The sequence below is a fragment of the Rhizobium leguminosarum genome, from assembly GCF_004123835.1.
Classification (GTDB): domain Bacteria; phylum Pseudomonadota; class Alphaproteobacteria; order Rhizobiales; family Rhizobiaceae; genus Rhizobium; species Rhizobium leguminosarum_M.
Map to the genome: position 1 here is coordinate 37,934 of NZ_MZMU01000002.1, position 13,133 is coordinate 51,066.

The following is a 13,133-nucleotide window of genomic DNA, read 5'->3' on the forward strand; positions in this document are numbered from 1 at the left end:
CTAGACAAAAGCATGATGGCACCAGCACTTCCCGCAAACGAATACGTGGCGTCGTTTCTACGGCATTTCAGTATACGCAGCGCTGGTTTTTCGCTTGGTCTCCTTGATCCAATGCGCAGCACGAAGACCATTTCGCTTCTGAGTGAGAGCGCTGACCAATCCGAAATAGAGCGTGCGTATGAGGTTGAGAGTACTCGCGGGCGCGAAGCACTCGCGGCGCTTCTTGAACGCGAGGACATTCAACAGGCGATATTCATATCAAGCCCACAAGCCTATCAAAACGCATTGCGCAAGGCACGCCGGGCTCTCTCGGAGGGCCGCACCGACGCGGATTCTCGCCGCGCGCTGCGGGCGATCTTCACCTATGTCCAGAGACTCGTTTCCAAGAACGAGACGACCAGCTATTTTGGCCCAATGAACTACGGGGACGTCGATCACGCGTGGCCTGGCCGTCTCGACTATGCCGAGGAGATCGCAAGCAATGCAGCCGGCGGCGGGGAGGCACTCGTTACGGCGCGCCAAGTCTTCCTGAGCTACTGGGCCCTCGCAGCAATCGCTAAAGCACTGTCCCACGACCCAGACATAGCCGCTGTTCTGCCGGTGACGACGCACCCCCTCCTGGTACGCAATGGCGAGAAAGTTGGCATTTCCGGTGGCCGATCCTTTCCGCTCAGCCCTCCACTCCGCGCGGTATTTGACGCAGTCGACGGAAAAAGCCCACAGGCTGCACTCGTCGCGCGGCTCGGCCCCGGCGTGGGTAAACTGATCAGCCAACTGATAGCAGCGGGATTGCTCGTGAGGGAACTTGCCGTTTCTTCGTCGTCCGCCGAAGCACTTCTCGACCTACGCACGCGACTGGCTGCGCTTCCAGAAAGTTCAGGCAGAATGGTGTGGCTCGGCCGCCTTGATGATTGGGATGCATGGACCCGCACGATGAGAGATGCACTGTTTGAACAGCGTCGCTTGTTGATTGATGAAGGGGAAACGCGTTTCACAGCTCAGACGGGGCTCCCCGCTCGGCGAGGCTCGGGTGAACTCTACGAGGATCGCTCGATCTATTACGAGGAAACGCGGGGCTCACTCGCGCGGATGCGGATTGGCCGGCCGTTACACGACGAACTCTCCGCCCGGCTTGCTCCCGCGTTGGCACTCGCCGCAGTAGAGGGACTTCAACGCTGGCGCGCGCTCGGACGAAATGCCAATGCAATTCTAGAACGTGCCGTTCCCGATGGAACGCGGCTTAGTTTCGTCGCGTTTGTAGAGGCAATGCGCTCAGCCGGGCTTACCCTACTACCACCCACGCCGCCTTCGCCCGCGGCCGTAAAGCTCAAAGAGATCGTTGCGAACGCCGGGGCAGCACCAGGGGCGGAGGTGCATGTCGATCCCGCCGAACTCGATCTGCCGCACTTACGTCGCGGCGCCTACGGTCTCGCTGACATCTTCCTGGACGCTTCTTGCCCGGAGGATGTCGAGCACGGCCACTACCGGGTCGTATTGCGGAAGATTCACCACGCGCTACCAATTCCAAGTTGGCTCACGACAATGCACCCGGATCCTGGCGCCGTTGAGTGCGACACGAGACGGTGGCTCAACGAGGCCGGCTACTCGCGGTTGATTGCCCTTGAGGTTCGCAGGCGAAACAAAGGTTTCTACGCCTTCCCCGGACGCCGCGCAGTCTATTCCGAGCAGGTCGTTGACCCCGCCATTCAGACGGTGTCGGCGTCTCGTCTTGAGATTGAGCGGGACGAGGATGGCGGTGTGGCACTCTTCGTCTCCGGAGAATCGGAGCCCGTGGCGCTATACCTGACGCTTGCAGACCACCTGGGTTTTGCCCCTTTCGCCGCGCTCACGACACCTTGGTTCGTCTTGCCAACCGTCGAGTTGGACACCTTCACGCCGCGCATCGTGCTCGGAGGGGCCGTCATTCAGCGAGCCCGCTGGCGCACAGGTGCCGCGGTGGCATATGCGGCCTGCGAAGGGCGTGGTCCGTTGCGGTTCGCCCGAACGCTAGCCTTCCGGCGCCAGCTCGGCCTTCCCGAACGCGTCTTCGTGCGCACGTCCGTCGACCGCAAACCTGTTTTTATCGACTTTGCGATCGAGCTTTGTCTCGATCTCGTCGTGTCGATGGCCCAGCGATCTGACGAACTCCTCATCGAAGAAATGCTACCGGGGCGCGACCAACTTTTCCTTCATCAGAAGCTCGGCGGCTTTACCAGCGAGCTGAGAATCGGCGTAGCGCTGACGCCAGTGCCGGAGATCAACGTATGAATGCCGACACGCAAAGGCAGCAAATGGCAACTCCCCTGATGGACCCTCTGGAGCGGGCTCTTGAGGGGCGACCCTTGGTTCTCTTGGTGGGAGCCGACCCGTGGCGTCTGCCGTGGCTCGAAGCATTTGCTGCCCGTCAGCGTGAATCGGGCGATATGGTAGCTCTTTGGGACGCCGCAGGCGACCCCCTACGCCCGCACAGCGCCCTTGCCAGTCTCGTTGCACCCTTTCAGTCCACAGTCGCGCTTGAAGCGCCAGAACTACTCATCGGCTTCGGTCCCGAGCTTGCGGCGTTGGCTGGCGACGATGGGCCACTTTCGCGCATCGCGCTGCCGGCCTCTGAAAGACGGCTTTCGCGCGAAAGTGAGTTCAATTTCCGCATCCTGGAGGCCTCAGTTCGATTCCTCCGCACATGTCTGGCGCAACTGCCTAGTGCCTCGGGACGCAAGCTTCTGGTTGTCGCTCCCGCAATCGATCGGCTCGATAGGCTCACCTTGCTCGCTCTCGATCAGCTTCGTAGAAGTGAGGGACGGTCCGTTACCATCGTCATCGGCCTGTCTAACGAGGCGTATAGAACGCTTGCTGACGACGACGAGCCCGAACGGCATCTTCTTGGGGTTGAGAAAGAACGCCGCCGTTTCCTTCGCGATTTTATCCGGACCACCGATCCCGAGGTGGTCAAAGGCCCCTCTGAGTGGGATGCGCCGCAGGCGGCAATTCTGGCCGAGTTCCCCAATCTGCCCGATGAGCCCGGGGCGATCCTCCGCGCCATCCAGGCCGGGCAGCTCGACGTTGCGCTCGCCTCCCTGACCCGTCCGTGCAGCCGACTGTCTCGAGCCGAACGAAGTCGCTTGCTTGGCCTCACGCACGCCTATCTTGGCAATTTCGCGCTCGCGCTTGATGTCTATGAGCAGGCACGAGTAGAAGCGGAGGATCCGATATCGCGTGCCAGGGCGAGCGTCTATGTCGCGCTCCTCCTGAACAAACGCCTCAGCGAACTCGACCGGGCGCAGGCCGTGATCGAAACGGCGATGGGAGAAATTTCCGGTCTCATTGATGGCAATGCGCGCCTCGAGCGAGCTTGGCTTTTCAACGTCCACGCACTTGTTCATTTCCGTCGCCGTGAAAACGACGCAGCTTTCGAAAAATGCCGCGAAGGCCTAGCAGAGGTAAAAACCGTTGCCGGCAGTGATGCGATGCACCTCAAGGTGAACCTGATCAACAACATGAGTACGCTTCGCGAAGTGTCTGGCGACCCAGAGGGCGCGCTGCTGATCTGGCAGCGTTTCCAAAAGCTCAGCGGCGCCGGTGATCCACTGTTTCGCAAGGTGTTTCTGTTCCGTAATGCCGCCCTCTTGGATGCATGCGGGCGTCCAGCGGACGCCTATGAGGCGATGCTAGATTGCTGGCGTGAAACAGAAACTCTCTCCGATGTGTTCCATCAGGCATATGTAGGCTACGATTTGGGGGTCCTGGCAGCGCGCCTCGGCCAGCTTCAGAGAGCCGAGCGTTGGTTCGAGCGGGCCGGTGAGGCTGCCGTAGCTTGTCGCAACAGCGACGCCGCCGCGCGCGCCAAACATGCCGCGGCTCTCGTCGCGGACGCTCCCAATGGCATCGCCACCACAAACCTCGGTTTGACCGGTAGCAAGCTTGGGCGACCCTTCCACCTCATTCACATCCCGCCAATCACGGGGGCATCGCAATGAGCAGTGTATCCTGGCAAATCCTTCCTGATCTCGTTGTCCGTCATGCAGGTTTCCCTCTGAACTTGCTTGAAATGCTGCGGCTGCCGGCCGTCGCCGCCGCGCTCGATCGGCTGGCCGATCTCGAAGAAGCCTTGGAAAGCCTGCGCACAAATTTGCTTGCTGGCCCCTTTCCGGAGGCCGTGAGTGCGACTGCTCGAGGGGACCCGATGCGACGGATTCTGTCTAAGCTTCGCTCACGGGTGGGTCGCAATAGTGATCTCGCGGGGCTGCGTGACACACGCCGGACCCTGTCGATTGAGTTTGGTCAAGGCGAACTCGGGCGCGGGCTTGACGAGATCGCCGCACTGGCGGAGACGGTCGCGTCGGTCGAAGCTGAAGTGCGGACGCTTTATGGGCAAGAGCGGGTGAATGTGACGGCAGCGCTCCGTCGCCTTTATGCCGAGGATCCTTGGCTGGAGGAAGCGATCCGCGTCTCCAATCCGGACTTCCATGATAGTGCATTTCAGTCGTTCACACGCGGGGCAATAAATGTTCGACGGGCACAAGAGCGTCGGTTCGCCACCTATCTTCATCGGTTTTGCGCCAAGAATGATACCGCCAGTTTCTTTGGGCCAATGGGCTACGGTTCGCTATTTGACACGGCGATAGACGACGCGACGACAGCCAAGGCGCCGGGCAAACATAACGGCCGGAAGGTCTATCTTGCCTTTTGGGCAGTGCAGGAACTGGCGCGTCTGATCGCGGCAAATCCGCGGCTGCGCCCACATCTTATCGTGCGCGTTCATCCTCTTTTGCACATTGACGGTGAGCGTGCCGTTCTGGGCGGAAAGGAACTGCCTCTTCCAGCAGAGGCGAGGCATCTCCTTCAACGCGCTTGTACATCGGTAACTTGCGTATCCGAGGCCGCGACGACGCCCCTGGAGATGCGCCTCTTCGACAGACTTGTGGCGCGCAAGCTTGCCACGCTCGAAATACCTATTCCTTCGACTGTCCTCGACCCGCTCGCTTACCTCCGCCGTTTCGTGACAAATGCCCTAGGCCCGGCGGCGCATGAGGTGCTCCTGATTGTTGACCGTATCGAAGATGCGCTCGCCGGCATGGCTGCGGGCACGTTTGCAATGCGGGTGGCTGCGGCCGTACGGCTTGAGCAGGCGGTTGGCGAAATCGGACTTCCAACCCGACGTTCTGCCGGGGCAACATATGCGGACCGAACCCTCAGCTATGAAGAATGCGATGGCGGTGCCAACATCCTCCGGCTCTCTCCGGCAGCCTCGAAACGAGTGCTGACGCGCCTACAGCCGGTGCTCGATCTGATGGGAGCCTACGGATTGAGGCGCGCGCGCGACGTGCGCGCTACGTGCGTGAGCGCCTTCAGACTGCTGGCGGACGGGCGGAGTGCCATACCGTATGTCGAGTTCATCGATGGCCTCCACCGGCTCGACACTGACGGGAGACTCGAAAAGAGTGGCCGCGCGGCCGAGTTCCAGGAGAAGCTCGAGAACCTAGCGGCGATGCGCGTCTGCGATGGCGCCGTACGCATGGATGTCTCGGATGTCGCAGCTCTCGTCGGTGAGGATGACGGCTGCGGACTTTACACCTCGCCGGATCTGCTATTTGCCGCACGTGATTTGCGGGCCATTGCAGAAGGAGAAGCAACGCTCGTTCTGGGGGAAACGCATCAGTTCGTCGCCTGTTGGGGCTCACAGATGATGTTCCATCCTCGCGCGGAGGACGCGCGCCAGCGAACAGTTGCGATGCTGGAGGGCATCGGCATCGGCACGCGTCTAGCGACAATCCTGCACACGCGCGTGCACAAGGGGCTGGTCCATGAGAGCTTCCCCGGCACGTTCGTTGAAGTGTCGGGCGACGCAGGACCAGGCGCACGACGCATTGCGTTGCGTGACCTGAACGTCGCTATGCTTGGAGGAACACTGTCAATCGTGGATCGGACCTCGGGTACCGCGTTCGCCCTTTATCACAGTGGCGACGACAAGGCTCACATATGGGCCTTCGCCCCACCACGCGTCAGCCCGGCGCCCATCAGACTTGGCACCTTCACACCGAGGATCCATGTAGGAGACGTCGTTTATCAGAGGGCGCGCTGGGAGCTTGACGAAACAACCATCGCAACGCTTGACGCACGCCACGACGAGCTGACGGCAATGCGCGACTTGCGACGGATCGCACGAGAGCGTGGTATGCCCAAACGAACTTTTGTGCGCGTACCGAGCGAAAAGAAGCCACTGTTTCTCGATCTTGACAGCCCGAACGCGTGCGCCGTCGTTCACGAACTTCTTCGCGCCAATGGCCGCGGCTCGTGCAGCGAAATGCTTCCGGACTCCGACGGTTTGTGGTTGCGCGATGGACAAGATGACGGCTATTGCATCGAGTTGCGAACGACCTGCTTCCGTCCCGGCCCCGCAACATACCTTCCGGAAGACGAGCATGGTTGAGCCGGAACGCAATTCAGCATTGTCGGCCATGCCGATCCTGCCAAGCGCGCTTCTTCTGCGCGATTTCGTCGTACGCTCGTCCGGGCTGCCTTTCTCGCTGCTGGAGGCGTTGGCGCTGAATGCCAAGGCATGCGTTTCGCTCGACGCAGCTACCAAAGCCCGCATCGCCCTCGCCGCCGCTGCCAATTCACTTCGAAGCGTACTTCGACCGCTTGAATCGCAACTCATCACACGATCTGCCGCGCGGCGGCTTCGCGCCCGCGCAAAAGCGGGTGTAGCCCTCGATCAGGACGCCCGCGCCACAATAGAAGACAGCGCAGACGCGCCAATGCGCGCAGCACTTTGCGAGTATGACGCGGCGCTCGTGACGGTCGCCGCGGCGGAGAGAATAGCCCGCGAGGCTTTCGATCAAGGGTTGCTACGCACTCGAACGGCGCTTGCCGAGTCAGTCAATGACGAGCGCTTTCAGGAGGCGTTGCACAACTCAAACGCCACGTTGAGCGAAAACGGCTCCCTCGCGCCGGGCAAACCAGATGTTACACGGAACAGCCGGACACGCCGGCGAGAACGCACGGCGACCCTCTATTTACAACGGTTTGCTGCCAAGAACGAAACAAATGCCCGCTTCGGACCCGTGAATGATGGTGTCATCCTTTGTACTCTTCCGCAGATCGGGCTCGCGCTATTTCCAGCCTCGCCCCCAGTGCGCAAGGGCTATGTGGCCCATTGGCTCATCGATGAAATCGTTCGATCAATCGAGGCTGACCCGGATTTGCAGCCACTCCTACCGCTCGTGGGTGGGGGCTTACGCCGCAACGATCCGCTGCGGATCCTGGAAGGACAATCGCGCGACATGGCGAGCGAACGCGTCCTCGACCACGCAGCGAGTTCGGGACGACTGAGAGCCAGCCTTCGCGTTCCCAGCAACGTTGTCGATCAGCTGGACTGGCTATCCGTAAAGATCGCTTCGCTGCGCGTTACCAGCCAAGGACAGCGCAGTGCGCAGGCGGGTTGGCTGGCGATTCTTGCCGGCTTCGACGCCGACAGGCGCGCCTTCGCAAAGGACGGCCGCGAAGCGAAGACCGAAGCGCTCGCCTCGGCTGAAGAGCGCTATCGCTCCTTCTCATCCGGCGAGCTTCGCCGTCACGCCGGGCGTATGTTCCGGACACGAACGCTACTTTACGAAGAATGCCATGGCGGTGGCCGTGTGGACCTCGAGGAGGCCACGCTCTATCGGTGCAAGGACGATCTAGCCGCCCTCATACTTGCCAGCCGCGTTGACGACCACCTCCGTCGCGACAAGGCGATGACCACCGCCATCAAGGCTTATGATTCGGCCTTTGAGGCGACGCCGCGGGTGCGCTTTGACAAGTTCATCGCTCTGCTCGCATCAACGCCCGCACAGCCGGTGCTGGATTCCGACGAGATCGCGTTCCGCCGCGGCTGGGCAGACGTGCTTGCACGCGCCGGAGCGGATGACGCTTGGGATACTGAGGCTCTCGAAAGCCTTGCTGGCGGTCGCTCACTTGTGCCGTATTTTGATCTCTCACCGGATCTTTTGGCGTCTGCAAATGCGACTGAGCCTGGAGAGGTCACTTGGACCCTCGGCGAATTGCATCACGGTGTCACAATGGACGGATGGATGCTCGACGCGTCGCCGCGGGGGCTCGAGGTATCGGCGTCTATCGCCGCTTTGAAAGCGGCTCAAACCAAGGCCGCGGCCGCGCAGGTACGGTTTGCGAACCTAGTGCTCGCACGCCACATGAAAGCAGCGCCGCAGATCTATTCCGGTCTGGTGATCGAACTTTCCGGTCGGGTGGAGGGCGCGTCGGCGCATGCCCTGGGTCTCGCCGACCTGGTCGTCGAGCGGCAGCCAAGGCGCTTGGTACTTCGTGTGGCGGGCGACACAGATCCACGCCCGCTCGTTTTCCACGCACCGGCCTTTGGCTTTTCCCCGGACGCCTACCGCGCCTTCGAACTGTTCTCGGCCCCGGTCCTCCGCCTACCCGATTTGATCGAACCTTCGGCGCTCGTCGACTCGACCGTTTTCGCGGCGCGTGTCCGACAACGCCTCGGACGGCGCCGCTTCACGATCTACCGCGAGCGCTGGCGCCTAAACGCGCACCGCCTCGTCGCGATTGCGCAGCTGTCGACTACCGAAGCAAGGTATGTGGAGTTCCGGCGACAGGCGCGTCAAGTCGGGCTGCCTCGATACGCTTTCCTGCGCAGCAGCGGTGAGCCGAAACCGGTTCTTCTCGACATCGATAGCCCACTCCTTGTCGAGGCCGCGCTCGGACTGATCAAACCGTCGGATACCGTCACAATCGAGGAGATGCTACCAAATGCCGACGAGCTTTGGCTTGACGGCAGCCACGACGGCAGGCGAACAAGCGAATTTCGGTTCCTCATTGTGGGAGGCGCCAATGGCTCGTGAGTGGCGCCTCGCGCCCCGTTTTCTTCTGCGCTCGGCCGGTTTCCCGCTCGATTTTCTCCGCTCGCTCATCTGTGAGCGGGCCGCCAAGGCGACGGATGACGCCCTGAATGAGGAGGATGCGACCGCAGCGCTCGGCCGGTTGCTCGCGGAGCGTTGGAGCGCAAATTGGCCGAAGCCAGAGGGTCTGCGACTGAAGACGTTCCGTGACCGCATTCAGCGAGGCGGACTATTTAACGCAACGGAATTGCAAGCCGCTGATACGGTCTCCGCGCTAGGCGAGGCGCTGCAGGCATGGAATGGAGCCGTCTCGCGCCGCGACGAGGCGCTCAGGCTTATGGCGGAGACCGTGTCGTCCGACCTGATGCTCGCCCGCAATGCGCTTTTAGGGCATGTCGTCAACCAAAGAGTGCGTGAGGCTATTTTCCTTTCGAGTCCGTCAATGTATGCGCATGTGTTGCGCGAAGGGCAGGTCGGATCTGGCGTCCGCAACTCACGCGCCAAACGTGACGAGCGACAGCTGGTGCAATATCTGCAGCGGCTATGCGCAAAGAATGAGACCACGAGCTTCTTTGGTCCTATCAACTACGGCCGGGTAGCCGATGAGAATCGGTACTTTGATCCAACATTTTCGAAGCTGCCGGTGACGCTGCCTGAGCGTGGCGCGGTCCCCAGCATGCGCCGGACTTTCGTGGCGTATTGGGCGGTTCGAGCGATCGTCGAACTAGTGGAACGGATTACTCTGGTTCGAGCTGCCTGTCCGCCGCGTCTTGACTACACCTGCGCGCTTGAGCCCGGATCCCTGTATCTTAGCGCGTTCAACCGTTCGGTTCTCCTCACCCGGGAGCAGGAGGTGCTGATCGCGCGTTTCGATGACCATCGAAGCCTGGAGCAATGCGCGCGCGATTGTGGCCTTTCGGTCGAAGAGGCCGAAACGGTGCTCGGCGCGCTCTCGGCCAGGGGGCTCGTTCGTGTAGCCATACCGCTTTCGGCAACCGATCCGGATCCGTTAGTGACCCTTTTGGACTTTCTCAACAGCCTTGGGCCGGACACCGAGCTTGAGCGCATCAGGGTGGCGTTGAAAGAAATTGCCACGTTGCGCGAGCACTTCTCACCCGCGTCCGTTGAGGAAAAGGCGGAGCTCCTTGCGCGAGTCGGCACGATCTTTACCGAGCTAACCGGCGGTGCGCAAAAGCGTGGAGGCGGGGCGATCTATGCCGATCGGCTCCTCCTCTACGAGGAGTGCCGTGGTGATCTCGGCGAGGTCGAACTCGATGCAGCCTTTGCGGCAAGTGTGACCCGCGACCTTGAGCCGTGGCTTGATCTTTGGACCCAGATCGCAGTCGAGCAACGGGCGGCAATCGAGCCGCTCGGATTCGAACTCTGGGAGTGCGTCTTTGGTGACAACGCGGAACCGATTTCGCTCGCGCGCTTCCTGCGAGAAGTAGCGGGTCACCCTGAATACGCGAAATTCGAGCGCCGTGCTGCTGAAGCGGCAATTGAAGCGAGAGACCGCGTTCTCGCCGGGATTTTGGTTGACGTCCGGCAGGCCGGCGAAACATCTATCGTGGAAATTGATGTAAGGTGCCTCGCCGACGGCAGCGGCCGGGCTGTTCGGGAAACCGAAGCCCCGCTTCTCGTCTCACCCGATCTGATGCTGGTTCGCGGCGACGGCGGCAAGTTCACCATTGTTCTTGGCGAGGCCCATGACACAGTCATGGTTTGGGGGTGGGCACTCGGCTTCCATCCCCGTTCCGATGAGATAGCACAGGAAATGTGGGATTTCCTTGCGCAGCACGTCGATCGAAACTGCTCGAACGTCCTCTCAGCCAATCGTGTGAAGATCGTTCCCTTCGAATATCCGGGCACCAGCATTCTGATGCGCGCGCCGTCGCGCGAGGGACGTAACCAGCTCTTGCCGATTGCGCACGTCGAGGTTCGGCGGGGAGACTTCCGCCTGTCTCTGCACGCGCGTGGCGTGGACGACGAATTGCGGCTGTATAACGGCGAGCTCAAGACGCTCATTCATGCCTTGTTTTCACTTCCACAGGTCGTCCCTCCGACGATTGAAACAGGCATACGAACGCCCCGCATCGTTAGCGGAGATCTGGTGATCCAGCGCGCGCGCTGGCGCCTCGACCGCACCGCGTTTGGCCTTTCGCCGGCCTACGGGGCCGACCTTGCCAAGCTCGCGCTTGATGCGCGGCGAGCCCGCACACGTCACGGAATGCCGGAGCAGGTGTTCATGCGCCCCCCAAGCGAGGGCAAACCCGTGATGATCGACTTCCGCAGTCTTCACGCTCTCGAAATGCTCGATGCGCTCATGCCGGACAAGGAGGAGACGATTTTCACTGAAATGCTTCCCGACGTCGATGGCCTGTGGCTCGAGGGACCGGGTGGCGCGCTTCATACCTGTGAGCTCCGCTGCACGTTCGCCGCGGTCCAAAATCGGATTCATAGAGAGGCAATATGACGCAGTCTCAAGTTGTTAATGACAACGTCGCTTGGATTGAGACCACCGCAACCGCCCACGCCGCCGAGGCAGCCGCCATGGCGCGCGGCCTAAGGTTCAATTCGGTTGTGCGCATAGAACCGGATCCGAAGGACACGTTGATTGGCTTCTCTGCCGTGCGCCCCGCCGTTTCGCAAGCCATCGTTGACCTCGAAGCAAACGGGCATATCGCATTGCTCACAACTCTTGCAACCGAGCTTGTCTGGCTTTTCCCTTCCCTGCGCGGACGTGTCTGGACGGCGAACGCGCTCGATCTTGAGGCGATTGCGCTGCCGCCGTCGCGCAGACGGCTACATAAGGAATCAGAAGCTGTCCAACGGGTAGTCATTTCGCTGGTCCGGCTTCTGCGTGCGTGGCGCGCAGAAGCCGGCGGCAAGACACTTCTCCACTTTTATCGACTGCAAGAGATGGATGAGCATTCGGCTCGGCTTCTTCGGCGTATGGTCGAGGCTCTCCCCGGCTCCGATCTTGCCATTCTCGCCTCGCTTGGCGGCGCGCCCAGCGAGGCGGCGCCCGCTGTCGAGGGCGCACTGCGTGAACACATTGATGTCGGCGCATTTCGATCACGTATGCTGGCCCGGCTGCGTAAGCTCATACGCCCCGAGATCTTGCAGTCGCCTGCAAATCCCAACGGCACACATGATGTGCCGGTATTGCGGGGCTTGCCAGACGCCTTCGAGATCGCAACTGCAGAGGCCCGTGCACGGGCCGCATTCTCCGCGGCCCTCTTGTCAGGAGGTGATGGTACCCACGTTGGTCGACTTGCGGCCCAGGCAGTGGCTGCAAGTGTCTTCACCCTTAACTTGCCACTGGCGATCGCAACCGTCGCGGAGCTTGGCGATAAATTCTCGCATATCGCAGCTGCCGATCGCCATGAGATCGCACTTCAGGTCGGTTTTGCGCATGCGTTTTCGACATCATTTGAATCCGCCCGCCAGGCGCTGGAAGTGAGCGCAGAATTTGCGGAAACAACCGAGCAGCGGGCCGCCACGCACTTTTATCTCGCATTGGTCCATATTAAGCGGCTCGGCAACCCGGTCGAAGGGCGCCAGCATGTCGACGTAGCACTTGATCTCCTTGAAGCGGCAGGTGATGCCGCTCATGACAACGAAATCGCCTGGCTTTACAATCTCAAGGCGTTGTCGTTTGTCGAAGAGAAAAATCTTGCAGCCGCTGGCCGCTGCCTGCATCTCGCGGTAACTCGCAACGCGCGCCCAGCTCGATCTTCGGATCAAGTGCATCTCAAGCTCAATCTACTCAACAACATCACTTTGCTCGAGGAGATCAGCGGACGGTATGATCAGGCAATCGCTCGCTACGCGATGCTCGAGCCATTGATGCGCACTGCATCCCCAAGCGCTGCCAAGCATTGGCATTATCGGCTGGGGGCTCTTATGGTCCGTTGCGGGCGCCGGGAGGAAGGCATTGTCCACCTCGAGGCAGCTCATGCAAGCGCCGAGAGAGATGAAGACCTTTATTACTGCGATCGGATCGCAGCGGATATTGCTGCTGTGCAAGAGGCCTGTGGCGACCGCACGAATGCCACGCTTTGGTATCGCCGTGCCGCAGCGATTGAGCGCGAGATCGGAAACGCCACTGGTCTTGATCATGTTAACGCCGCTCTTGCACGCATGGCGCTTCTTCCGGCAATGGATGACGGCAAGATCGAGGACGATAGGCGCGCCGCTCCGGAGTCTTTTCGCCCGCTCTCTGCGATTAAGACCCGATTGAACCAACCATTTCACCAAATCAACCTTTACTGA

6 protein-coding genes are annotated in these 13,133 nt (G+C 60.9%); all 6 read left to right on the forward strand.

The genetic code is table 11. From position 1 onward, the window contains the following. Positions 1-12 precede the first annotated feature (12 nt). The 6 genes from B5P46_RS01625 to B5P46_RS01650 are packed head-to-tail and all read left to right on the forward strand — an operon-like array spanning position 13 to position 13,133. Positions 13-2,268 (forward strand): lantibiotic dehydratase, encoded by a 2,256-nt coding sequence (locus B5P46_RS01625; protein ID WP_164986425.1) that lies wholly within the window; start codon positions 13-15, stop codon positions 2,266-2,268. Further along, the gene (locus tag B5P46_RS01630) at positions 2,265-3,974 is read left to right on the forward strand and encodes a hypothetical protein (RefSeq protein ID WP_129417166.1); all 1,710 of its coding nucleotides are present in this window, start codon (positions 2,265-2,267) and stop codon (positions 3,972-3,974) included. The genes B5P46_RS01625 and B5P46_RS01630 overlap by 4 nt, the downstream gene beginning before the upstream one ends. Next, on the forward strand, positions 3,971-6,427 hold the full coding sequence (locus B5P46_RS01635) for a lantibiotic dehydratase (protein WP_129417167.1): 2,457 nt from the start codon (positions 3,971-3,973) through the stop codon (positions 6,425-6,427). The genes B5P46_RS01630 and B5P46_RS01635 overlap by 4 nt, the downstream gene beginning before the upstream one ends. Beyond that, on the forward strand, positions 6,420-8,861 hold the full coding sequence (locus B5P46_RS01640; RefSeq protein ID WP_129417168.1) for a hypothetical protein: 2,442 nt from the start codon (positions 6,420-6,422) through the stop codon (positions 8,859-8,861). The genes B5P46_RS01635 and B5P46_RS01640 overlap by 8 nt, the downstream gene beginning before the upstream one ends. After that, a complete protein-coding gene (locus tag B5P46_RS01645; protein WP_129417169.1) occupies positions 8,770-11,331 on the forward strand; it encodes a lantibiotic dehydratase in 2,562 nt (853 codons plus the stop codon). The genes B5P46_RS01640 and B5P46_RS01645 overlap by 92 nt, the downstream gene beginning before the upstream one ends. Continuing rightward, the gene (locus B5P46_RS01650; protein WP_129417170.1) at positions 11,328-13,133 is read left to right on the forward strand and encodes a hypothetical protein; all 1,806 of its coding nucleotides are present in this window, start codon (positions 11,328-11,330) and stop codon (positions 13,131-13,133) included. Before B5P46_RS01645 ends, B5P46_RS01650 begins: the two co-directional genes overlap by 4 nt.

Excerpts from the sequence above, each read along its gene's own strand:
- B5P46_RS01625 (WP_164986425.1), top strand. The coding sequence starts at position 13 with ATGATGGCACCAGCACTTCCCGCAAACGAATACGTGGCGTCGTTTCTA.
- B5P46_RS01630 (WP_129417166.1), top strand. The coding sequence starts at position 2,265 with ATGAATGCCGACACGCAAAGGCAGCAAATGGCAACTCCCCTGATGGAC.
- B5P46_RS01635 (WP_129417167.1), top strand. The coding sequence starts at position 3,971 with ATGAGCAGTGTATCCTGGCAAATCCTTCCTGATCTCGTTGTCCGTCAT.
- B5P46_RS01640 (WP_129417168.1), top strand. The coding sequence starts at position 6,420 with ATGGTTGAGCCGGAACGCAATTCAGCATTGTCGGCCATGCCGATCCTG.
- B5P46_RS01645 (WP_129417169.1), top strand. The coding sequence starts at position 8,770 with ATGCCGACGAGCTTTGGCTTGACGGCAGCCACGACGGCAGGCGAACAA.
- B5P46_RS01650 (WP_129417170.1), top strand. The coding sequence starts at position 11,328 with ATGACGCAGTCTCAAGTTGTTAATGACAACGTCGCTTGGATTGAGACC.